Origin of the sequence: Sorangium sp. So ce281 (genome assembly GCF_051527395.1) — a bacterium.
GTDB classification, from domain to species: Bacteria; Myxococcota_A; Polyangia; order Polyangiales; family Polyangiaceae; genus Sorangium; species Sorangium cellulosum_B.
In genome coordinates this window covers 802430-823623 of the sequence record NZ_CP150322.1, presented here as the reverse complement: position 1 = coordinate 823623, position 21194 = coordinate 802430, and the positions used below count along the sequence as shown (strand labels likewise).

Below are 21194 nucleotides of genomic sequence, written 5' to 3'. Positions count from 1 at the left end.
TCCAAGCATCGCCCTGTGAGCAGCCCAGACGCATGGGCCAGCAGAATGGCACGACGCATGCGCGGCGCCGGCGCTGGTTCAGCCTCCATCCGAGCCGCGAATGCGGAGCTCTCTGACATGACGAACCTGGTGAATTCGACAAGTCTCTCGCCCTGCCAGCCGGGCTCATCCTGTGCGCGCGCGAGATGAGCTCACGAGGCATCGAGAAGCATCATTGAATAAGGGGGGGACACATGGCTCACAAGGCATTCACTCTGAGCACGGCTTTCGTGAACACGGCCAGCCACGCCCAGAGCTGCGAGTCGATCTGCGTCCAGACGATCCAGTACTGCCTCCATATGGGAGGCTCGCACGCGGAGCCATCCCACATGCAGCTCATGCAGGACTGCGCCAGGATCTGCGAGACGACCGCGACGTTCCTGATGCGCGGCTCGCCGCAACACAACCAGGTCACGGCCGCGTGCGCGAGCATCTGCGAGCTCTGCGCCCAGAGCTGTGACAAGTTCACGGGTGACGCGCAGATGAGGGCCTGCGCCGACGAGTGCCGCCGCTGCGCCGCCGCATGTCAGCAGGTCGCGCAGATGCGGCCGGGCGGGGCAGCCGGCGCGGGGCACCAGAGCGTGCCCTGAGACCGGCCAGGGCGCCGCGCGGGGCGGCGCTGAACGGAACGACCTTACGCAGCGCGGTCAGCCCTGCGCGGCTTCCTCCGCCGCGGCCAGCGCTGGAGCCGCAGCAGGCGGCGCCGCGGGCGTGGCCCGGCGGAGCTCGAAGCTCCTCCACACCACGTACATCGCGGGGATCACCAGGAGCGTCAGCAGCGTGAGCGACACCAGCCCTCCCCACATGGGCGCGGCGATGCGCTTGGCCACGTCGGCCCCGACGCCATCGTCGAGCAGCACGGGGAGGAGGCCGAACACGTTGGTGAGCACCGTCATCAGGAGCGGGCGGACGCGCTTCGCGCCCGCCTCCAGCGAGGCCTGGATGAGGTCGTCGACGCTCGCCAGCGTGCCGGCTGCACGCCCGCCAGGGCTTTGACGTCCGCGCATGCTGGATTGCTCGCCTCGGGCTGCGCCAGGCCTCTCATGAAAAGCGAAGGCGGCCGGCTCCTCAGGGCTCGACGTGGATCTCGCCCATCATGCCGCGCTCGGTGTGCTCGAGGATGTGGCAGTGATACATCCACATGCCGGGCTCATCGAAGCGCGTCGCGATGCGCACCGTGGACCGCTGCGGCAGGACCACCGTGTCCTTGTTGGCGAGCTCGTCGTCGGCCAGCGGCACATCGTCCCTGGCCAGGACCTGGAAAAAGGCGCCGTGCAGATGGAACGGGTGATCCATCTCCGCGTCGTTCTTCAGGTCATAGACATGGACCGATCCGTTCCCGATGCCGATCGGCGGCACGTCCGGATACGCCTTGCCGTCGATCGTGAACGTCAGCTTGCCGTCGACATACCCCTCGTCGAACGTGATCGTCTTCTCCGCCGTCCCGCCCGGTAGCCGCTCGATGGCAGGGCCCGTCTCGGGGAGCGTGCGGCCGGACAGCCGGGATCCCTTGCCGATCCGCACCCTGGCGAGCGGCATCGGCTCGGCCAGTCCGGTGTGGTGCCCGCGCTCGTAGGGCTCGTTCATCAGGGTGAGCTCCGTTCCCGGCTCGCCCTCGGCGATCAGCAGCACGTCGTAGCGCTCGCCGGGAGAGACCAGGAGCCTCTCGGTGTCGTACGGCTTCGGGATCAGCCCGCCGTCGGTGCCGATGACACGGAACGTGTGGCCCGGGAGCGCCAGGTTGAAGAAGCGCCCGTTCGCCACGTTGACGATCCGGAGACGCGTGAGCCCGCCCGGCTGCACGTCGAGCGCTGGCATCACCTCGCCGTTGACGAGCACGACGTTGCCCTCGCGGCCCATCATGATCGTGTCGTCGTCGAGCTCTTCGTTGAAGGTCCCGTCCTTGTTCAGGAACACGTCCCCGAGCACGGCGATCTTCTCGACATCGGCCTCCGGCTCGTTCGGTCCGCGCACGCGGATCAGGCCGAAGAGCCCCTTCTGGATCTGCTCCGGCTCCATCACGTGCGGGTGGAACCAGTAAAACCCCGCGTCCCGCAGCGTGAACTGGTACGTGAACGTCTCGCCGGGCGCGATCGGCTCCTGCACGGCCATCACGCCGTCCATCTCGTTGGGCACCCGGACGCCGTGCCAGTGGATCGTCGTCGCTTCCGGCAGGCTGTTCTTGAAGTGGACGATCAGCGTGTCGCCCACGTTCGCCTCGATGAGGGGCCCGGGGACCGTACCGCTATAGGACCAGACCGCGGTGGTCGTGCCCTCCAGGTAGGTCTTCTCTGCCTCCCTGGCCTCGAGGTCGACCTCGACGATCCGGGGATCGGGGTTCCTGTCGGGCGCGGCGGCGGGCTCGCCCCAGGCATCGGGGGCGGGCGGCTCCTCTACCCGATCGGCGGCGCACCCGGCCGCGAGCAGCGACAGCAAGGCGACGCCCGAAAGAGCACGCGAAAGCCGTATCATGGCGCGCTCTCCTCGTCGGTGGGGTTGCCGGACATCTCGTTCGAGTACCCGGAGTAGACCTCGCCCACCTTGCAGCGAAGACGGTACGTGTACTCCATGTCCTCCGTCGCATCGGAATCCATGTAGGCCTTCTTCGACCCTGCGACGGTGAACGCGACGGCGTAGTCGTTCATCGGGTCCTTGCGCTCGGCCTCGATCTGATCGCACTCCGGCTGCGGCACCCACTCGACGTGAAGCACGTCCAGCATCGGCATCACGAACGACAGGACCGGCGCGTCGGGCACCGTCACCGCAGGCCCGCCGCCGCTCCCGCCGCCCTCTCCAGCGCCGGCGTGCCCCCCCGTGCCGCTCGCAGCTTCCGCACCGCCACCCCCGCCCGTACCGTGGGCATGAGAGCTTTCCGTCTCCGAGCCTCCGCACGCGGCAAGGGCGATGCTGACGGCGGCGAGGCCGATGAGGCGAGAGTAAGCCATGACTGTGTCTCCTTGTTGGTTCCTGGTGTCCCCCGAATGTAACCGATCTGGTCACAGCGGCGAGGTGCAACGGGACGCCGCCGCTCGTTCTAGGCACCAGCGGGCCAGGCGTGACGCGCGGACATATTTTTGTCGCCCGCTGGCCCGGCGGCGATGCCCGCTCCGTTCTTCGATCCGTCCGCTCACCGGCAAGGCGCACGGCCGGGCTGGCCTCCGAGCCTGGCGCGGGGTCGCGCGGCGGTGGAGGAGCTCGCTCCCGAGGCAGGCGAGCCGAGCCTCGGCGCCCGACATGTAATGGGGCGGAGGCTCGCGCGTCGTCCAAGTAGGAATGAGAGGAGAACCCATCATGTGCTACGCGACCGGCCGCTGGAACGACACCCCCGGGGTCGGCCTCCACAAGCACCACGGAACGTGAGCGGAGGGACACGAGACGATGGCAACCGCGTCGCAAAGGGTTCGGCTGATCGTCGGCGCCACGCTCGTCGCGGGGATCGCGGCGGCGTTCCTTCTCCGGCCCCATCCTCCCCGGCGCGCACCGGAGCGCGCCGCGTCGGCCGGCGCCGCGCACGCCGGCGGCAAGCCCGGCCCGGCGAGCGGATTCGCCTGCGGCTCCTCAACGCAGCGAACGGGCGGGTGTTCGCGCCAGACTTCTCCGGCCTCGACGCGCGGGTCATCGCGGTCGACGGGCTGTACACCGCCAAGCCGCTCGACCCCGCGGGGTTCGAGCTCGCGCCTGGCAACCGGATCGACCTCGACATCACCATCCCGCCGTCCGCGGCCGGCCGGCAGCTCAGCGTCGTCGACCGCTTCACCCGGCGCCCGAACGCGCTCGCGTCGATCGACGTGAGCCAGGGACCAGCGGTGCAGTCTCCCTCCTTCCCCTCGCCAGCAGCAGCCCATGTGCCCCCGTGGCGCGACACGGAGGCGATCGCCCCGCGCCTCGAATATCGGCTGGCGGCGAGGAGAGGCGGGGAGTTCGGGATCGAGTGGACGCTCAACGGCGCAGCGGCTCGCCAGCGTGGGGATCTTCCTCGTGGTCTTCGAGCTGCTGCAGTACTGGTTCCATCGCCTCAGCCACGAAGGCAACGGAGCCCTGGGGCGCTTCCTGTGGAAGGTCCACCTGGCCCATCACCTTCCGGATCGCGTGTACGTCGTGATGCACGGCGTGTTTCACCCCCTCAACGCGCTCATCTCGGCGGTGCTGATCCAGTCGACCCTGCTGATCTTGGGACTGTCGCCGCAGGCCGTCTTCGCGGCGATGTTGCTCATCGATCTCCAGACGATGAGTTCGCACTTCAACGTCGACATCCGCGCCGGATTCCTGAATTACGTGTTCATCGGCACCGAGCTGCACCGCTATCATCACAGCGCCGACATCGACGAGGCCCGGAACTTCGGGACCGTACTTCCGCTGTGGGATCTGGTCTTCGGGACGTTCGTGTACCGGCCGGACGCGGCCCCGCGCCGCCTGGGCGTCGACCGCTCCGCGGGCTATCCGCCGTCGCAGCAGTTCTGGCAGGTGCTGTCCCTGCCGTTCCGACGCTGACCTATTCGCGGCACCGGCGCCTCGATCAGAGCTCGGTCCGACGCAGCCGGAGGGCGTTGCCGATGACGGACACCGAGCTCAGGCTCATCGCGGCGCTGGCGAGCATCGGGCTGAGGAGCAGTCCGAGGACCGGGTAGAGGACGCCCGCCGCGACCGGCACGCCGAGCGCGTTGTAGACGAACGCAAAGAACAGGTTCTGTCGGATGTTGCGCATCGTCGCCCGGCTGAGCTTCCGCGCGCGCAACAGCCCGCGGAGGTCGCCGCGCACGAGCGTGATCCCGGCGCTCTCGATGGCGACGTCGGTCCCGGTGCCCATGGCGACGCCGACGTGCGCCTGGGCGAGCGCGGGCGCGTCGTTGATGCCGTCGCCGGTCATCGCCACGATGCGGCCTTCGGCCTGGAGACGCTTCACAACCGCGGCCTTCTGATCGGGCAACACCTCGGCCTCGACGTGCTCGATGCCGAGCTTCCGGGCGACCGCCTCCGCCGTCGTGCGGCTGTCGCCGGTGAGCATGATCAGGTGGATGCCCTCCTCGCGGAGGAGACGGACGGCCTCGCTGGTCGAGGCGCGCACCGGGTCGGCCACGCCGACGATGCCGGCCGCCTTGCCATCCACCGCCACGAGCATCGCTGTCTGGCCTTCTTGTCGGCGTTCCTCGGCTCGACGCGGGAGATCATCCGGCGGGATACCGAGCTCCTCGAAGAGCTTGAGGTTGCCGAGCGCGAGCGAGCGCCCGGCCACCGAGCCCACCACGCCCTTGCCCGTGATCGACCGGAACCCTTCTGCCGGCAGGAGCTCGAGCTTCTGCTCGAGGGCCCCGGCGACGATCGCTGTCGCGAGCGGGTGCTCGCTGCCGCGCTCCAGGCTCGCCGCGAGCCGGAGGATCTCGTTCGGCGGGAGGTCGCCCAGCGTCGCGACCGAGGCGAGCTTCGGCTTGCCCTCGGTGAGCGTGCCGGTCTTGTCGACGACGAGGGTGTCGACCTTCTCGAAGGTCTCGAGCGCCTCGGCGTTCTTGATCAGGATACCGGCCGTCGCGCCGCGCCCCGTCCCGACCATGATCGAGATGGGCGTGGCGAGGCCGAGCGCGCACGGGCACGCGATGATGAGCACCGCCACCGCGTTGACGAGCGCGTGGGAGAGCCTGGGCTCCGGTCCGACGAGCAGCCAGACCACGAAGGTCAGCGCCGCAATCGCGATCACGGCGGGCACGAAGTACGCGGCGACGGCGTCCGCGAGGCGCTGGATGGGGGCGCGGCTGCGCTGGGCCTCGCCCACCATCTGGACGATCCGGGCGAGCAGGGTGTCGCGCCCGACGCGATCGGCCCGCATCACGAAGCCGCCTGTGCCATTGACGGTGCCGCCGACCACGCGGGCGCCGGGCGTTTTCTCGACAGGGATGGGCTCGCCGGTGATCATCGACTCGTCGACCGCGCTGATCCCCTCGAGGACCTCTCCGTCGACGGGCACCTTCTCGCCGGGCCGCACGCGCAGCCGGTCGCCGGGCTGCACGTGCTCGAGAGGGACGTCCTCCTCCTGCCCGTCCGGCGCGAGACGCCTGGCGGTCTTCGGGGCGAGGCCGAGGAGCGCCTTGAGCGCGCTGCTCGTCCGGCTGCGGGCGCGGAGCTCGAGGACCTGCCCGAGCAACACCAGCGAGATGATGACGCTGGCGGCCTCGAAGTAGACCGGGACCGCGCCGCCGTGCCGGACGGAGTGGGGGAAGACGCCGGGCGCCAGCGTGGCCAGGACGCTGTACGCGTAGGCGGCGCCCGTGCCGATGGCGATCAGGGAGAACATGTTGAGGTGCCGAGTCCTGATCGAGGCCCAGCCGCGCTCGAAGAACGGAGCGCCGCACCAGAGCACCACGGGCGTGGTGAGGGCGAACTCGATCCAGACGAGCCCGTGGCCAAGGAGATGCTGCACCGGCTGGCCCGGGATCATCTCGGACATCCCCAGCACGAGGACAACGAGGCTCAGCGGGACGCTCACCCAGAAGCGACGGGACATGTCCACGAGCTCCGGGTTGGGCGCGTCCTCGAGCGTCACCGTGCGCGGCTCGAGGGCCATCCCGCAGATCGGGCAGGAGCCCGGCTCCGTGCGGACGACCTCGGGGTGCATCGGGCAGACGTACTCGACGCGCGTCGCCGGCTGGACCGGCTCGACCGGCTCGAGAGCCATTCCGCACGAGGGGCACGTTCCCGGCCCGGTCTGTCGAACCTCGGGGTGCATCGGGCACGTGAAGATGCCCTGGTCCAGCGTGGGCTCGCCTTCGGTCCTCGCCTGGACTGGCGCGTACCTCTCGGGCTCCGCACGGAACTTGGCGAGGCAGCGCTCGCTGCAGAAGAAGTACGTCCGACCGCCGTTCTCGTGCCGCCCCGCGGCCGTCTCGGGCGAGACGGTCATCCCGCAGACCGGATCCTTCGTCTGCTCTCGGTCCAGGTCGGCGGGAGCAGGGTGGCCGTGCTCGTGGTGATGCCCGTGGTTCATGTCGTCTCCCTCCTCGCCGACGCTCATGGTTGCGCCGCCTTACAGCCCAAGCACCACGCGGGCTCCGTTTGTAGCTTCGAACGGCCGCCCGGCGCTCCCCGCAGGAGGCGATGCCGCATGACGCCGGCGATCGCTGGCGAGCTGGTCAATGGGTTCCGTCGTTCGAGACGCCAGCTCGCCACTGCTTCGCGGTGAATGCCCGCTCAGTTCTTCGACCCGTCCGTGCCCCGGCGCTCCTCGCGGAAGTCGTCGGCCGAGAGACCGCAGCGGCGGAGGAGCCGGTAGAAGCTCTCCCGCTCGACGCCCGCGTGGGCGGCGGCCTTCAGCACGTCGCCGCGAAAGCGGCGCATCACGGCCTCCAGGTAGCGCCGGTTCATCTCCTCGCGCGAGGCGTCGACCGCCTCGCGGTACGAGAGCTGAGCGAGGTCCACATCGCTCGAGCTCGTGAGCCGGAGCGGGCTCGCCCCCTGCACCTCGGGCGGCAGCGACTCGAGGCGGATCTCGCTCGTCGTCTCGATGACCAGCGCCCGCTCGACGGCGCTCTTGAGCTCGCGCACGTTGCCTGGCCACCGGTACATCTGGAGCGCGCTCATCGCCGCCGCCGAGAACCCGCTCGCGGACGAGCGTGACTGCGGCGCCCGCTCGGCGAGGAACCGTTGCCCGAGGAGCGGGATGTCCTCCGCGCGCTCGCGGAGCGGGGGCAGCTCGACGACGCAGACGTTGAGCCGGAACCACAGGTCCTCGCGGAAAGCGCCGGTCTTGACCATGGCCCGGAGGTCGCGGTGCGTCGCGCTGATGAGCCGCACGTCGACCTTGCGCTCGCGCGACTCGCCGATCCGCCGCACCGCCCGCTCCTCGAGCACGCGCGTGAGCTTCGCCTGGACCGTGGGCCTGAGCTCGCCGATCTCGTCGAGGAACAGCGTGCTCCCGTGCGCCTCCTCGAAGAGCCCCGCCCGATCCGTGACCGCGCCCGTGAACGAGCCGCGCACGTGGCCGAAGAGCTCGCTCTCGATGAGCGAGCGGGGGATGGCGGCGCAGTTGACGGCAATGGGGCGGTGCGACGCGCGGGACGAATGCTCATGGATGGCGCGCGCCACGAGCTCCTTCCCGGTGCCCGTCTCACCCAGGATGAGCACGGTCGCGTCCGTCGGCGCCACGCGCTCGATGAGCTGGTAGAGCGCCCGCATCGCGGGTGAGCGCCCCGTCATGCCGGCAAAGCCCTGCGCTTCCGGCGCGTCGTGCTCGCCCTTCAGCACCGCGGCCTGCGCCATGGCCCGCTCGACCAGCGCGCGCAGCTCGTCCGGGTCGAACGGCTTCGTCACGTAGTCGTAGGCGCCCTCGCGCATGGCCTGGACCGCGGTCGGGACCGACGCGTACGCGGTCATCAGGATGAAAGGCACTCCGGGCCAGCGCGCGCGCACTGCCCGGAGCACCTCGAGCCCGTCCCCGTCGTTCATGCGCAGATCGCAGACGACGGTTGTGACCGGCTCGGTCTCAAGCAACTGGAGCGCCGTCCGTACGCCCCGCGCCGTCAGGACCTTGGCGCTCTTGCCGAGCACCTTCGAGAGCAGCGCCAGCATGTTCGCCTTGTCGTCGACGACGAGCACTGTCGGCTTCATGCGCGCTCCTGGCTCTCCCTAGCTTCTTCGGTGAGGACGCCCGGCAAGTCGATCACGAACAGGGACCCGCCCCCCGGCCTCGGCTCCGCCCGGATCGTCCCGCCATGCGCTGTCACGAGACCATAGCAGACCGCGAGGCCGAGGCCGGTGCCGTCGCGGCGGGTGGTGAAGAACGGCTCGAAGAGGCGCTCGCGCGCCTCCTCGGGAATGCCAGCTCCCCGATCCAGGACCTCGATCCGGTAGCCATCGTCCTGCCGCCGTCCGCGCACGATGATCTCTTCACGCTCCGAGGTTCCAGAGGTCGCCTCGCGCGCATTGGCCACGAGGTTGACGATGACCTGCCGGATCCGGAGCGGATCCACGTTGATGAAGGACGGCTCGGCGTCCACGAGCGGGGCCTGGTCGCGCCGCCCCGGCCCGCCGTCGCAGTGCGAGGCCGCGTCCCTGAGGAGCTCCTCCGCCTGCACGGGGCGCGGCGAGAGGATCGGAGAGCGCGCGTACATGAGCAGCTCCTCCGCGATCCGCTGGCAGGCCGCCGCTTCCTCATCGAGGATCGAGAGCTCCTCGCGGAGCTCGGGCTTCTCCGCCTCCTTCGCCATCGTCTTCACGTAGCCGCGGATCACGGCGATGGGGTTGTTGATCTCGTGCGCGACGCCCGCGGCGACGCGGCCGATCGCCGCCAGCCGCTCCGAGGCGACCAGGTCGGCTTCGGTGCGCGACAGCGCGTCCAGCATGCGGTTGAACGCGTCGGCCACCGCCGCGAGCTCCACGGCTGCGACCGGCTCGACGCGAGCGCTGCGATCTCCCGCCGTGACGCGTCCGGCGACGCGCTCGAGCGACGAGAGCGGCGTGGAGAAAGAGCTCCAGAGCTTGCGCCCGGCGATCAAGGCGAGCGCCGCGGCGAGCGCACAGACGGCGGTCGCGAGGATCAAGGCGAACCGGATGAACTGCTCAGCCCGGCGCTCCGCGGCCATGGCGCGCTCGTCGAAGTGAAGCGCCAGGCTGTCCGCATGCTCCGTCATCCGGTCGACGAGCGCGTTCGCGCGGTCATGCGCGTGGTGAACCTCGTGCCAGTCCTGCCGATCGATGGCGGGGAGGATGGCCGTGGAGAAGAGCTGGCTGAGCTCGCGGCTCGTCTTCCCGATGTCGTCGAGCGTCGTGGCCGCCTCGGCGTCGAGGCCGGGCCGTAGCTCGGCGAGCTTCGCGCCGAGCTCGTTCACCCAGGCATCGTGGTGCTCGACGTGCGAGCGGTCGCGCAGGATGATCGTGTGCGCCTCGTGGATGTACTGCTCGCGCGCGGTGACGCTGAGCAGCGCAGCTCGGCGCGAGGCCACCTCGAGGTCGTGGGCCTCCAGGATCGCGCGACGGGACGCGAGGCCGGTGAGCACGGTGGCGATGCCGCTCACGACGACCAAGGCGACGAGGAGGCTGATGACCAGGAGCAGCCGGCGGCGGAGTCGATAGAGGCGCTGCGGAACGGGAGGCGGAGCCATGGACGGGGGCATCCTCGCAAGCCGCGTACCGGGGCCGCAATCGGAGCGCTGACTGCGCGCGGAGCCGCCGATCAGGCCCGGCCGGCGTGGTTCCCGACCCAGCCGAGGGACGGTCTGTGACCGAAGCGGTCACAAAATCGTGACCGTCGAGGTCACCACGAGGACCGGACGCCGCGCAGAAGCCCGAGATTCCGGCGCGCGAACGCTTGGCGCGCTCGTTGCTCAGGGCCCTGCTCTCCAGGGGAAGAACCTCGGTTCCAGGAAAGCACGATGCGCCAAATCCTTCTCTCTCTGCTCGTCTCGATCCCGCTTGTGGCCTGCTCCAACAAGGAGACACCTGGCCACGACCACGAAAAAGCCGCCTCGACACAGGCTCCGGCCGCGGCGCCGCCCCCCACGAAGGCGCCCCACGACCATGCCGCGAGCACGCGCCCCCACGCGGATCACAACGCCCGTCACGGCGGCCTGGTCACGATGGAGGGCGACAACCACGTCGAGGTCGTGATCGGGGCCGACGGCGCCATCGACCTGTACGCCAGCGACGCAGTGAGGACGCCGATCCCGCCGAAGGACGTCACTGGCACCATCACGATCGAGCCCAAGGGCAAGGGCGAGAAGCAGACCCTGACGCTCGCGCCGAACGAGGCGAAGGGCTCGCTCTCGGCCAAAGGCCCGGCGCCGGACAATGCGGATTACACCTGGGACCTGAAGGTCCGCAGCGCGCCGATGAAGATGACGCTCACGGTGCCGGCCGGGGGGACGGCGGCCTTCGCGGACGCGCCCGCTGACCACCCGGCGGGCGATCACGCCCACGGCTCGCCCCACGGCGGGGTCGTCCAGTCGCTCGCAGGCGGCCACGTCGAGGTGAAGCTCGAGAAGACCGGCGACATCACGGTCTGGATGCTGGACACGGCCGAGAAGCCTCGCTCGGCGAAGGGCGTCACGGCGAGCCTCCGCCCCGTCGTCGCAGGGACGAAGGAGGTAGCGCTCGCCTACGACGAGAAGGCCGATGTCCTGCGGGGCAAGATCGACCCGATCAAGCAGGACCACGTGGACGGGGTGCTCAGCATCACGCCGGCCGGAGGAACCGCGACCTCGCTCCGGTTCGCGTTCCACCTCGAGGGTCATCCGGGGGCGGGACATGACGGCCACACGGGACACGAGGGGCACTGAGATGGCGAGCGGGCGCCCGCACCGGAGCCGACGCGCGAGGTTCGCAGCCCTGGCTGCCGCGCTGACGCTCGTGCCCGCGCCTTACGCCCGCGGCGAGACGCTGACGTGGGCCCAGGTGAAGGCGCGCGCGGAGCTGTCCCGCATGCTCGGAGAAGAACCATGATGCACAAGAAGCACCTCGCCTGTGCCGTGGCGCTCGCGATCGTTGCGTCGGTCCCGCGCGCCTCCGCGCACGGCGGCGAGGATCATGCGGCGCCCGCCGCACCAAGCGCCGCGAGCATCGGGACAGAGCACGTCGTGTCCGGGGAAACGGCGGTGTTCTCGGTCGTCATCAAATACCCGGCGAAGAAGGCAGAAGGACCGTTGCCCGCGCGCCTCTACGTCGCTCGGGCCGACTCCAGCGCGCCGGTCGAAGGCGCGCGTGTCCGCCTCGAGCTGAAGGGAGGGCTGACGTTCGCGGCGGACGCGGGGAAGACGACGGCCGCCGGTGTTTATGAGGTCGCGCTCCCCGCGGCCCCGGAGGGAGCAACGGCCAACGGGGTCGTGTCGGTCGAGGCCGGGGACGCCTTCGACCTCGTGCTCGTCGGGGACCTGCGCTTCGGCGCCATCGCGCCCGCCGCCGCGCCGACCGGGATGACGCCGGGCCGGGAGGTGCCCCTCGGCGCTCTGGCGGCGGCCGCAGGCGCGCTGGCCGTGCTCAGCGGCGGGATCGGGTATGCGCTCGGGCGGCGCTCGCGGCGGAAGCCGCCTGCCCCCACCCTTCGCCCCGAGGATCGTTCCGCGCTCCCACAGGTGGCCTCGTGAGCCGCGCCCGTCCGCCCACCGTCAGCGCCATCACCGCCGCGCTCGCCATCGCCTCGGCCCTCGCGGTCACGGGCCTCGGGGAGCGCGCCGACGCGCACGGCGGCGAGGACCACAGCGCGCCCGCGAAGCCCGCAGCCAGCGCCGCGGCGGACCCGAACGTGGCCCGGGTGCCGATCGAGACCCAGTTCCTGCTCGGGCTGCGCACCGAGCGCGCGAAGCGCGGCGCGCTGGCCACGAGCCTCGGGCAGATCGGCACGGTCGTCGCGCGCCCCGCCGGCGAGCTCGCCGTCGTGGCCCCGACGTCCGGCCGGCTCTTCCCGCCCGAGGGCGGGTTCCTCCGGCTCGGCGACGACGTGAAGAAGGGGCAGCTCCTCGCGACGCTCCGGCCGAGCCTGGGCGGCGCGGAGAGCGCGCAGCTCGGGCTGTCGCGCAGCGACGCCGCGTCCCGGGTGGCCGCAGCCGAGGCGCGGCTCGGGCTGGCGGAGCGCGAGCTCGCGCGACGCCGCGAGCTCGAGGACATCGTCGCCGACAAGGACATCCAGGCCGCCGAGGCCGAGGTGGAGATCGCCCGGGCCGAGGTCGCGCGCGCCCGGGCCGACGTCGGGGTGCTCGCGGGCGGGGCGGGTGCGCAGCGGCTCAGCGCGACGATCGACGGGACGGTGGTCTCCGGCCGCGTGAGCCCGGGCGCCCAGGTGGCGGAGGGGACCGAGCTCTGGCGCATCGTCGATCTCGCGACGCTCTGGGTCGACGTGCGCATCCCCGAGGCGGACGCGGCGCGCCTCGCGGGCGACCGCGCCGAGGTCGCGCTCGTCACGGATCCCGCGGCGCGCTTCGAGGCCAGGCGCCTCGCCGTCGCGTCGCTCGTCGACCCGGCGACCCGCACCGTCCAGGCGCTCTTCGAGTTCGACAACAAGGACCGGCGCGCGCGGGTCGGCGCGCTCGCCAACATCAGCATGGCGGGGAGCGCGCCCGTCGAGAGCGTCGTGGTCCCGGTGTCTGCGCTGCTCGATCGCAGCGGCACGCCCACGGTCATCGTGAAGATCAGCCCCGAGACGTTCGAGCTGCGCGCGGTCGCGATCGGGCCGAAATCCGCCGGCGCCGTGGGGATCACGGCCGGCGTGGCGGCGGGAGAGCGCGTGGTCGTCGATGGCGCCATGGCCGTGCTCCTCGCCGCAGGGGGCTAGCAGAAACCATGTTCGACACCCTGATCCGCTTCTCGCTCAGGAACCGCCTCTTCGTCATCGCCGCGGCGGCGCTGGTGCTCGTCTACGGGACGTATTCGCTCCTGAAGCTCCCCATCGACGTCTTTCCTGACCTGAATCGGCCGACGGTCACCCTCATGACCGAGGCTCCTGGGCTGGCGCCCGAGGAGGTGGAGACGCTGGTCACGGTGCCCCTCGAGCGGGTGATGAACGGCGCCCCCGGCGTCGAGCGCGTGCGCTCGACCTCCGGCGTCGGCCTGAGCGTGGTGTACGTCGAGTTCGACTGGTCCACGGACATCTACCGCGACCGACAGCTCGTCGCCGAGCGCCTCGCCACGGTGGCGGAGCAGCTCCCGGAAGGCATCACGCCGCAGATGGGGCCCGTCGCCTCGATCATGGGGGAGATCCTGCTGATCGGGGTGCAGGGCGAGGGGGTCTCGCCCATGACCCTCCGGACCCAGGCCGACTGGGTGATCCGGCCGCGGTTGCTCACGATCCCGGGGGTCGCGCAGGTGATCCCCATCGGCGGCGAGGTACGCCAGATCCAGGTCACGGTCGATCCGGCCAAGCTCGCGGCAGCGGCGGTGTCGCTCGACGAGATCTCGCGTGCCCTCGCGGGCGCAAACGCCAACGCCACCGGCGGTTACGTCGACCGGCGGGGGCTGGAGTTCCTCGTGCGGACGCTCGGCCGCGCCCGGACCGAAGCGGACATCGCCGCGACCGTCATCGCCATGCGGAACGGGACGCCGGTGACCCTGGCGCAGGTCGCCACGGTGCAAGAGGCGGCGCGCATCAAGCGCGGCGACGGGTCGATCGACGGCAAGCCCGCCGTGATCCTCTCGGTGCAGAAGCAGCCGGGCGCCGACACCGTCGCGCTCACCGGCAGCATCGACAGGGCCGTGGCCGAGCTGCAGAGGTCGATGCCCGCCGGCGTCACCATCAACCCGCACCTCTTCCGGCAGGCGACCTTCATCCAGAGCGCGGTCCACAACGTGGTCGAGGCGCTGCGCGACGGCGCGATCCTCGTCACGATCGTCCTCTTCCTGTTCCTGCTCAACTTCCGGACGACCGCGATCACGCTGACCGCCATCCCGCTCTCGTTCATCGCGAGCGCGCTCGTGTTCCGGGCCTTCGACCTGTCGGTCAACACGATGACGCTGGGGGGGCTCGCCGTGGCGATCGGCGAGCTCGTCGACGACGCCATCGTCGACGTGGAGAACGTGTTCCGGCGCCTGCGCGAGAACCGGGCGCTCGCCTCCCCGCGGCCGGCGATGGACGTCATCCGCGACGCGTCGAGCGAGGTGCGGAGCTCCATCGTCTTCGCGACCATCCTGGTCGTCCTGGTCTTCGTCCCCCTGTTCGCCATGAGCGGCATCGAGGGGCGGCTCTTCGCCCCGCTCGGGATCGCCTACATCGTGTCGATCCTCGCGTCGCTGGTTGTATCCCTGACGGTCACACCCGCGCTCTGCTCGTATCTCCTGCCGTCCATGAAGCGGATGAGCCACGAGGAGGGCTGGCTGGTGCGCAAGCTCAAGGCCGCGGACCGGCGCGTGCTCGGGGTGTCGCTGCGGCACCCCGGGGCTGTCATGGCGGCCGCGGGCGCGCTGGTCCTCGCCGCCGCGGCGACGGTGCCGTTCCTCGGGGGCGAGTTCCTCCCGCCGTTCAACGAAGGGACGCTCACGATCAACGTGATCGCCAGGCCCGGCACCTCGCTCGCGGAGTCGAGCCGGCTCGGCACCCTCGCCGAGCAGCTGATCCACGAGGTCCCCGAGGTCGTCTCGACGGGGCGGCGGACCGGCCGGGCAGAGCTCGACGAGCACGCGGAGGGGGTCCACTACTCGGAGATCGACGTCGATCTCCGGGCGTCCGAGCGGGAGCGGGGGGTGATCCTCGGCGACATCCGCGACCAGCTCGACAAGATCCCCGGCGTGGCGGTCAGCGTGGGACAGCCGATCTCGCACCGGCTCGATCACCTGCTCTCAGGCGTCCGCGCGCAGGTCGCGGTGAAGATTTTCGGCGAGGACCTCGGCGAGCTGCGGCGCCTCGGCAAGGCGGCGCAGGGCGCCATGCAAGGGGTCGCGGGGGTGAAGGACCTCCAGATCGAGCAGCAGGTGCTCATCCCGCAGATCGCCATCAAGGCGAACCGGGAGCGCGCGGCGCAGCTCGGCGTCAACGCGGGCCAGCTCTCGGAGCTGCTCGAGCTGGCGCTCGCGGGCAGCACGGTCACGCAGATCCTGGAGGGCCAGCGGACCATCGATGTGGTGCTGCGGTACCCGCCGGAGCTCCGCGAGGACATCGACGTCCTGCGGCGCACGCTGGTCGATACGCCCAGCGGCGCGAAGGTGCCGCTGTCCGACCTCGCCGACGTGACGGAGAGCATGGGGCCGAACCAGATCAGCCGCGACGACACGCAGCGGCGGATCGTGGTCTCCGCCAACGTGGCCGGGCGCGATCTGGAGCAGGTCGTGAGCACTATCCAGCGCGCCGTGGACGCGATCCCCAAGCCGCCGGGCTACTACGCGACGTACGGCGGGCAGTTCGAGAGCCAGCGGTCGGCGTCGCGGCTGATCGGGTGGCTCTCGATCGCGAGCCTCGCCGGGATGCTGGTGGTCCTGTACTCGCAGTTCCGATCGTGGACGGTGGCGCTCCAGATCCTCTTGAACATCCCGCTCGCGCTGGTCGGCTCCGTGCTCGCCGTCGTCCTGACCGGCGGTGTCCTCTCGGTCGCGACCCTGGTCGGGTTCATCACGCTGTGCGGCATCGCGTCGCGCAACGGCATCATGATGATCTCCCACTACATCCACCTGATGAAGGAAGAGGGGGAGTCGTTCGGCGAGGCGATGATCGTCCGCGGCTCGCTGGAACGCCTCGTCCCGGTGCTGATGACGGCGCTCACCGCCGCCCTGGCGCTCGTGCCCATCGCGCTGTCCAAAGGCCAGCCGGGCAAGGAGATCCTGCAGCCCGTGGCGGTCGTGATCCTCGGCGGCCTGCTCTCGTCAACGCTGCTCGACATCGTGGTCACGCCGGCGGTGTTCCTGAAGTTCGGCCGCAGCTCCGCCGAGCGCCTGGCGCGCGCCCGGGACAGCGCGGCCGGCGAAGCGCCAGACCTCGCCGGCGCGGCGCCGCGTGAATGCGGAGGTGTCGCGGGGGAACGCGGGGTCTGCGCCGGAGCGCCTTGAGGCGCTCGCGTCGCGTAGCGGTGGTAGGTAGAAGATTTCTCTTAATGCCGCCGGGTCCCCCGCGTCTGCGAGGTGCAGCCCGGAAGCAGAGCGCTCACGGCCGTCCGCCTGGAACCAGGCGCGCGTTGACGACCCGTGTACCTGGGTGACCGAGCTCCCGGCGATGAGCTCTTCAGGAGGAACGACCATGTCGTGGTGGAACGCTCTGACAAACACATCCCGCCCGGGGAAACGTACGTCTACGAGTTCGTGGTCCGGTACCCGGGGACGTACATGTACCATTCCCATTTCGACGAGATGACCCAGATCGCGCTCGGCGGCGTGGGGATGTTCATCGTGCATCCGAAGAAGCCCCGTGGGCCGCGCGTGGACAGGGACTTCGTGCTCATGACGCACGAGTGGAAGATCAACGCGGGGGCGCGCCGGCCGGACCCGAACGCGATGAGCGACTTCAACGTGCTCACCTTCATGAACCCGACGAGCGAGGCGATGCTCAGCACGCTCACCGTGGGCTTGGGACCGCGTGCCTCCCGCGCTCCGCCGCCTCCCACGCGGCTCGCATGCTGCTTGCAAGTTTTCCTCCTCCCTCCATCGGCGGTCCCATCCGCTTCAGCGCCTCCAGGCGTGCAGCCTCCAGCCTCGACTGGCGCCGCGCCCTTCGGGCCGCCCCGCGGTCGTGCCCGCCGCGCACCGCCCTTGCATACGTATGCGACAAGTTTCCACACCTGACCAGATCCAGGTAACTCGCGACGAGATACCGGGTCGTCAGAATTACCATTTCGGGCCTCCTCGCGGGCTCTCGTTCAGGCTCCGTCGCGATCCCGAACACCACAACAACGGAGGTTCAGATAGGGCAGGAGCAGCTACCCTCGCGCCGTCGGCAGCTCCAACCGCGCGGTCGTCAGGCCGCGCTGGCGGGCAACGCTGCTACACGTGCGGCATCGTGCACAGCGCCAGGCGTTCGGCCGTCGGCGCGCGGTAACCGTGGCCTGCCCCACAGCGCTCTCCGACGAGCCGCCCGCGCACGGGCGACGTCGTGCAGCTCCAATCGTGACGGAGAAAGTGCCGACGGCATCCGCAAGGCGAAGGCAGCGATCTGGCGCGCGCTGCGAGCCGTCGCGCTCGAGCGTGCTGGCTAGAGCTCGTCACGTCGAAGGGTGGCGGGCATGACCGCGACACCTCGGGCTACCTCACAACGCCGCCTTGCTCGCCGCCGCCGAAGGCTACGGCTGCATCCCGCCGGAGATCGACAAGCTGATCCGGCAGGCGTAGGCGAGGCGCGGCGCGTCGAGGAGAAAGAGTCAGCGGGCGGCTCGGGCGTACGCCCCCGGCGTCACCCCGGCGATGCGCTTGAAATGCCGGTGGAGCTGGCTCTGGTCGTAGAGCCCCACGCGCGCAGCGACCTCCGCCGGAGGGACTCCCCGGGCGAGCAGCGCCCCTGCGAGGCCGACGCGCCGGTAGGTCACGTACGCGTGCGGGGGAAGCCCGACCTCCTCGCGGAAGGCACGACAGAGGCGGAACTTGTCGAGTCGCGCGTGGGCGGCGAGCTCGTCGAGCGCGATCGATTCGGTGAACCGCGCATCGAGGAGCTCGCGCGCGCGCGTCACCGCGCGAGCCCACGCGCTGCGCGGACGGGGTGGATCTCGGCGCATGGTGGTGAGCTCGCACAGGGCGGCGAGCGCCTCGGACGACACACCCGCGAGCTCGAGAGGCGTCGCGTCGCCGCGAAGCAGCGAGCGATGCAACGCCGCCAACGGTGCAGCGCGCGGGTCGTGCGCGCAGAGCGCGTTCTCCGTCGGGGGCGACGCGGGAGAGTCCAGCGTCGCGCGCGCCTCGTCGACCATGCGCGCGTCGAAGATCACGACTTGAAACCGCCGCTGGCCTTGGCGGGCGTGCTCTGCGAAGACCTCTCCGGGGACCTTCACGTCGATCGTGCCCGGGCCGCTCGACCAGCGCGCGCCTCGAAGCGACCACTCGGAGCGGCCACTGAAGTGGAGCGCGGTGGCGTAGCGGTCCGTCACGCAGGTGAACAGGGGCCCGTCGCTCCGGAACTGCCCGACAGTGAGGCCGGGGAGCGCAGCCGGGCGTGAGAATGCGATCCGGCTCCGCCCGCGCTGCGCCGCCGACAGGTCCACGCCGAGGACGATACCGCGCGGCCCTTCTCGGCGCTAGGGCGTTCTCGGGCGGCTCCCTGCTCCCCAAGCACGCGCGTCGAGCCAAGATCGCCCAATCTCCTCTGGACGCTCGGTCGTAGATGGAGGGCATGAACGTCCAGCGAACAGCGCTCGTCACGGGCGCGAACAAGGGGATCGGCCTCGAGACCGCCCGCCAGCTCGGCCGCGCGAGCATGACGGTGCTCGTCGGAGCACGCGACGAGGAGCGCGGCGCGCGAGCCGCTGCGGCGCTGCGCCGAGAGGGCATCGACGCGCGCTTCATCGCGCTCGACGTGACGGACGCCGCGAGCGTCGCCGAAGCGCATCGCACGATCGAGCGCGACCTCGGGCGGCTGGATGTCCTCGTGAACAACGCGGGCATCCTCCTCGGCCGCTCCACGCCGAGCGCGACGCGACTCGACGAGGTGCGCCACGTGTTCGAGGTCAACGTCTTCGCTGCCATCGCCGTGACGAATGCGATGCTCCCGCTGCTCCGACGAGCGTCGCCCGCGGCGCGCATCGTCATGGTGTCGAGCGGGCTCGGCGGGCTCGCGAACCACGGCGACCCAGCGTGGGAGTACGCGTCGTTCAACGCCATCGCGTACCCCGCCTCCAAGGCGGCGCTCAACATGGTGACGGTGCAGTATGCGAAGGAGCTCGCCCCGACGGGCATCAAGGTCAACGCCGCGGACCCCGGTTACACCGCGACCGACCTGAATGGCCACCGCGGCACGCAGACCGTCGAGGAAGGCGCCCGCGCGTCCGTGAGGCTCGCGCTCCTCGACGACGCCGGCCCGACCGGCGGGTTCTTCGACGCGCGCGGCCCCGTGCCCTGGTGAAGAGAAGTGCGTGACGAAAGGAGCAGGACAACATGACGACGATGGTGACGTTTTCGTTGGGGAACGCGGGGCAGATGAAGGGCGCCCTCTCCGAGCCGCCTGGCTCGGGCAAGGTCGGGGGGCTCGTCGTGGTCCACGAGTGGCACGGCCTCAACGAGGTGATGCGAGCGCACTGCCAGCAGTTCGCGCAGGCGGGCTTCCTCGCGCTCGCCCCCGACCTCTATCACGGCAAGCTCGCCGAGAACGACGAGGAGGCGGCGAAGCTGATCGGCGCCTTCGACTTCCAGAAGGCCGTAGGTGAGCTCGGCCACGCGGTCGGCTACCTGCGCTCGCATCCGCGGTGCAACGGGAGGGTCGCGGTCGCGGGCTTCTGCTTGGGTGGCGCGCTCACCCTCGCTGCGGCACGTTACGTGCGGCCGGCCCTGGAGGCGGCGGTCCCGTTCTACGGTCTTCCGCGGATCGCACCGGAGGAGTTCGCCGAGGTGAAGACGCCCATCTGCGGGCACTACGCCAAGGTGGACGACTGGGCGAACCCTTCCGTAGCCGAAGAGATCCAGAAGGCGGCGCGCTCCGGTGGAGGCGCGATGGATCTCTACGTCTACGACGCCGGCCACGCGTTCATGCGCTCGACCGATTCGTCCAAGTTCGAGCCGAAGAGCGCCGCGCTCGCGTGGCAGCGCACGGTCGAGTTCCTCCACACGCACATTGGCTGACGCGTCAGGGGGCATCTCAGGCCCCTGTGTCGATCGGGTGGTTACGGCGTTGGCGCTTTCGGCGTTGACGCCGGCCGCGCTAGAGATCTGTCTGCGGGTCCGCACCGATCTCGAGCAGCGGCGTGCGCGGCAGGAAGCCCTCTGGCAGCAGCGCCTCGAGCGTGCACGCTACGAAGCAGAGCGCGCCGCTCGGCAGTATAGGAGGGTCGGTGGGAGCCAAACACATCAGCGCATCCGCCGTCCCGTTCACAACCTGGGCAAGACGGGATACAACGTTGTCACCCTGCATGGGTGGCGCCGCCGTGGCTTGGTGCAAGCTCGCCGGATCGAAGGGCAGTGGGCAATAATCGTCGACAAGGTGGAGCTACGACGGCTTCGTCGACTCCGTCGTGAACACCCTTTACCGCCGAGCAGGAAGGCCTCGAAAGGAATGTGACAGGAGTTGCATCAGGCGTGGTCGATCACCATCAGGCTTTCCATCGGTCGCACGGAGACGTGGATCTCCGATCGGACCGGGCACAAGTCGAGCAGCCAGATCCACCACGACAAGCGCGCCGCGCGCAAGGTCGCGGAGCTCGGCCTGGGCGCCTTCGCCCCCCCTGGATGAAGCGATCCCCGAGCTGACCGGCAAGGGCGGCTCGGTAGCGGGCGGCGGCCCAGTGTCCGAGGAAACGGGCTCAGTGAGCAGCGCGATCTCCATCGCGGCCGCGCCGCTCCACCGGGCGCTGACCGGGGGCGACCTTGCCGCCGCTGCAACGGCAGAAGCGGATGCGCCCGAAGGCGGCGCGTTGGGCCACGCCTCGAGAGCACCCGGCCAACAACGAGCCACAACCATTCGAAATTATTGTTCTTTCTTCCAATTCCACATCGCCGCCGGGGAAGAACCATAAGGTCCCGGCGGGCTCCACGTCCCAGGCGCGCCTTGTGTGGCGCGCGACGAAACGTCTCAGAAGGCAAGGCCCGAAGTGAGACATGCCGGGCGGTGTTTCATGCGCAAGCTCCCC

Annotated in this window: 17 protein-coding genes and 1 pseudogene; 10 read left to right on the top strand and 8 right to left on the bottom strand. The window is 70.4% G+C overall.

What is annotated here, in order from left to right; all coding sequences use genetic code 11:
- Positions 1 to 233 precede the first annotated feature (233 nt).
- Positions 234 to 629 carry a four-helix bundle copper-binding protein gene (locus WMF27_RS03030; protein ID WP_437943807.1) on the top strand — a complete coding sequence of 132 codons (396 nt, stop codon included), beginning with the start codon at positions 234 to 236 and terminating at the stop codon, positions 627 to 629.
- Between the two features lie 57 nt (positions 630 to 686).
- On the opposite strand, the gene WMF27_RS03025 is transcribed toward WMF27_RS03030, so the two are convergent.
- The 3 genes from WMF27_RS03025 to WMF27_RS03015 form a co-directional block, all read right to left on the bottom strand.
- Complete coding sequence (locus WMF27_RS03025) at positions 687 to 1046, bottom strand: efflux RND transporter permease subunit (RefSeq protein ID WP_437761762.1); 360 nt, start codon at positions 1044 to 1046, stop codon at positions 687 to 689.
- Positions 1047 to 1107: 61 nt separating this feature from the next.
- Positions 1108 to 2511, bottom strand: coding sequence for a multicopper oxidase family protein (locus WMF27_RS03020; protein WP_437943806.1), 1404 nt, complete (start codon positions 2509 to 2511; stop codon positions 1108 to 1110).
- Entirely contained in the window at positions 2508 to 2984 is a 477-nt protein-coding gene (locus tag WMF27_RS03015; protein ID WP_437943805.1) for a hypothetical protein, read from the bottom strand. Before WMF27_RS03015 ends, WMF27_RS03020 begins: the two co-directional genes overlap by 4 nt.
- Positions 2985 to 4017: 1033 nt before the next feature.
- Here WMF27_RS03015 and WMF27_RS03010 point away from each other — a divergent pair.
- A complete protein-coding gene (locus WMF27_RS03010) occupies positions 4018 to 4530 on the top strand; it encodes a sterol desaturase family protein (RefSeq protein WP_437943804.1) in 513 nt (170 codons plus the stop codon).
- A gap of 25 nt (positions 4531 to 4555) precedes the next feature.
- Here WMF27_RS03010 and WMF27_RS03005 read toward each other — a convergent pair whose 3' ends face one another.
- From WMF27_RS03005 to WMF27_RS02995, 3 genes are all read right to left on the bottom strand, one after another.
- A complete protein-coding gene (locus WMF27_RS03005; protein WP_437944516.1) occupies positions 4556 to 7015 on the bottom strand; it encodes a heavy metal translocating P-type ATPase in 2460 nt (819 codons plus the stop codon).
- A 203-nt stretch (positions 7016 to 7218) separates the two neighbouring features.
- Positions 7219 to 8634, bottom strand: coding sequence for a sigma-54-dependent transcriptional regulator (locus WMF27_RS03000; RefSeq protein WP_437761768.1), 1416 nt, complete (start codon positions 8632 to 8634; stop codon positions 7219 to 7221).
- Positions 8631 to 10127 carry a sensor histidine kinase gene (locus WMF27_RS02995; RefSeq protein WP_437943803.1) on the bottom strand — a complete coding sequence of 499 codons (1497 nt, stop codon included), beginning with the start codon at positions 10125 to 10127 and terminating at the stop codon, positions 8631 to 8633. Before WMF27_RS02995 ends, WMF27_RS03000 begins: the two co-directional genes overlap by 4 nt.
- A 270-nt stretch (positions 10128 to 10397) precedes the next feature.
- Here WMF27_RS02995 and WMF27_RS02990 point away from each other — a divergent pair, with 270 nt between their 5' ends.
- The 5 genes and pseudogenes from WMF27_RS02990 to WMF27_RS02970 form a co-directional block, all read left to right on the top strand.
- Entirely contained in the window at positions 10398 to 11300 is a 903-nt protein-coding gene (locus WMF27_RS02990) for a hypothetical protein (RefSeq protein WP_437943802.1), read from the top strand.
- A gap of 159 nt (positions 11301 to 11459) precedes the next feature.
- Positions 11460 to 12104: a hypothetical protein gene (locus WMF27_RS02985; RefSeq protein ID WP_437943801.1), complete on the top strand. Its 645-nt coding sequence runs from the start codon at positions 11460 to 11462 to the stop codon at positions 12102 to 12104.
- The gene (locus WMF27_RS02980) at positions 12101 to 13288 is read left to right on the top strand and encodes an efflux RND transporter periplasmic adaptor subunit (RefSeq protein ID WP_437943800.1); all 1188 of its coding nucleotides are present in this window, start codon (positions 12101 to 12103) and stop codon (positions 13286 to 13288) included. Before WMF27_RS02985 ends, WMF27_RS02980 begins: the two co-directional genes overlap by 4 nt.
- 8 nt (positions 13289 to 13296) lie before the next feature.
- The gene (locus WMF27_RS02975) at positions 13297 to 16485 is read left to right on the top strand and encodes an efflux RND transporter permease subunit (RefSeq protein ID WP_437943799.1); all 3189 of its coding nucleotides are present in this window, start codon (positions 13297 to 13299) and stop codon (positions 16483 to 16485) included.
- A gap of 204 nt (positions 16486 to 16689) precedes the next feature.
- Positions 16690 to 17010: pseudogene (locus tag WMF27_RS02970) on the top strand (multicopper oxidase domain-containing protein); the annotation flags it as partial.
- Positions 17011 to 17786: 776 nt separating this feature from the next.
- On the opposite strand, the gene WMF27_RS02965 reads toward WMF27_RS02970, so the two are convergent.
- Positions 17787 to 18620 (bottom strand): helix-turn-helix domain-containing protein, encoded by an 834-nt coding sequence (locus WMF27_RS02965; protein WP_437761775.1) that lies wholly within the window; start codon positions 18618 to 18620, stop codon positions 17787 to 17789.
- Positions 18621 to 18748: 128 nt separating this feature from the next.
- Here WMF27_RS02965 and WMF27_RS02960 point away from each other — a divergent pair, with 128 nt between their 5' ends.
- The gene (locus tag WMF27_RS02960) at positions 18749 to 19477 is read left to right on the top strand and encodes an SDR family oxidoreductase (protein WP_437761776.1); all 729 of its coding nucleotides are present in this window, start codon (positions 18749 to 18751) and stop codon (positions 19475 to 19477) included.
- A gap of 32 nt (positions 19478 to 19509) precedes the next feature.
- Complete coding sequence (locus WMF27_RS02955) at positions 19510 to 20190, top strand: dienelactone hydrolase family protein (RefSeq protein WP_437537058.1); 681 nt, start codon at positions 19510 to 19512, stop codon at positions 20188 to 20190.
- A gap of 79 nt (positions 20191 to 20269) precedes the next feature.
- Here WMF27_RS02955 and WMF27_RS02950 read toward each other — a convergent pair whose 3' ends face one another.
- Positions 20270 to 20479, bottom strand: coding sequence for a hypothetical protein (locus WMF27_RS02950; protein WP_437761777.1), 210 nt, complete (start codon positions 20477 to 20479; stop codon positions 20270 to 20272).
- 153 nt (positions 20480 to 20632) lie between these two features.
- Here WMF27_RS02950 and WMF27_RS02945 point away from each other — a divergent pair, with 153 nt between their 5' ends.
- A complete protein-coding gene (locus WMF27_RS02945; protein WP_437761778.1) occupies positions 20633 to 20797 on the top strand; it encodes a hypothetical protein in 165 nt (54 codons plus the stop codon).
- Positions 20798 to 21194 lie beyond the last annotated feature (397 nt).

Bases quoted from the DNA above. Each gene is read 5' to 3' on its own strand.
- WMF27_RS03015 (WP_437943805.1), bottom strand. From the start codon at position 2,984: ATGGCTTACTCTCGCCTCATCGGCCTCGCCGCCGTCAGCATCGCCCTT.
- WMF27_RS03025 (WP_437761762.1), bottom strand. From the start codon at position 1,046: ATGCGCGGACGTCAAAGCCCTGGCGGGCGTGCAGCCGGCACGCTGGCG.
- WMF27_RS02995 (WP_437943803.1), bottom strand. From the start codon at position 10,127: ATGGCTCCGCCTCCCGTTCCGCAGCGCCTCTATCGACTCCGCCGCCGG.
- WMF27_RS03020 (WP_437943806.1), bottom strand. From the start codon at position 2,511: ATGATACGGCTTTCGCGTGCTCTTTCGGGCGTCGCCTTGCTGTCGCTG.
- WMF27_RS02960 (WP_437761776.1), top strand. From the start codon at position 18,749: ATGAACGTCCAGCGAACAGCGCTCGTCACGGGCGCGAACAAGGGGATC.
- WMF27_RS02950 (WP_437761777.1), bottom strand. From the start codon at position 20,479: ATGCAGGGTGACAACGTTGTATCCCGTCTTGCCCAGGTTGTGAACGGG.
- WMF27_RS02985 (WP_437943801.1), top strand. From the start codon at position 11,460: ATGATGCACAAGAAGCACCTCGCCTGTGCCGTGGCGCTCGCGATCGTT.
- WMF27_RS03000 (WP_437761768.1), bottom strand. From the start codon at position 8,634: ATGAAGCCGACAGTGCTCGTCGTCGACGACAAGGCGAACATGCTGGCG.
- WMF27_RS03005 (WP_437944516.1), bottom strand. From the start codon at position 7,015: ATGAACCACGGGCATCACCACGAGCACGGCCACCCTGCTCCCGCCGAC.
- WMF27_RS02990 (WP_437943802.1), top strand. From the start codon at position 10,398: ATGCGCCAAATCCTTCTCTCTCTGCTCGTCTCGATCCCGCTTGTGGCC.
- WMF27_RS03030 (WP_437943807.1), top strand. From the start codon at position 234: ATGGCTCACAAGGCATTCACTCTGAGCACGGCTTTCGTGAACACGGCC.
- WMF27_RS02955 (WP_437537058.1), top strand. From the start codon at position 19,510: ATGACGACGATGGTGACGTTTTCGTTGGGGAACGCGGGGCAGATGAAG.
- WMF27_RS02975 (WP_437943799.1), top strand. From the start codon at position 13,297: ATGTTCGACACCCTGATCCGCTTCTCGCTCAGGAACCGCCTCTTCGTC.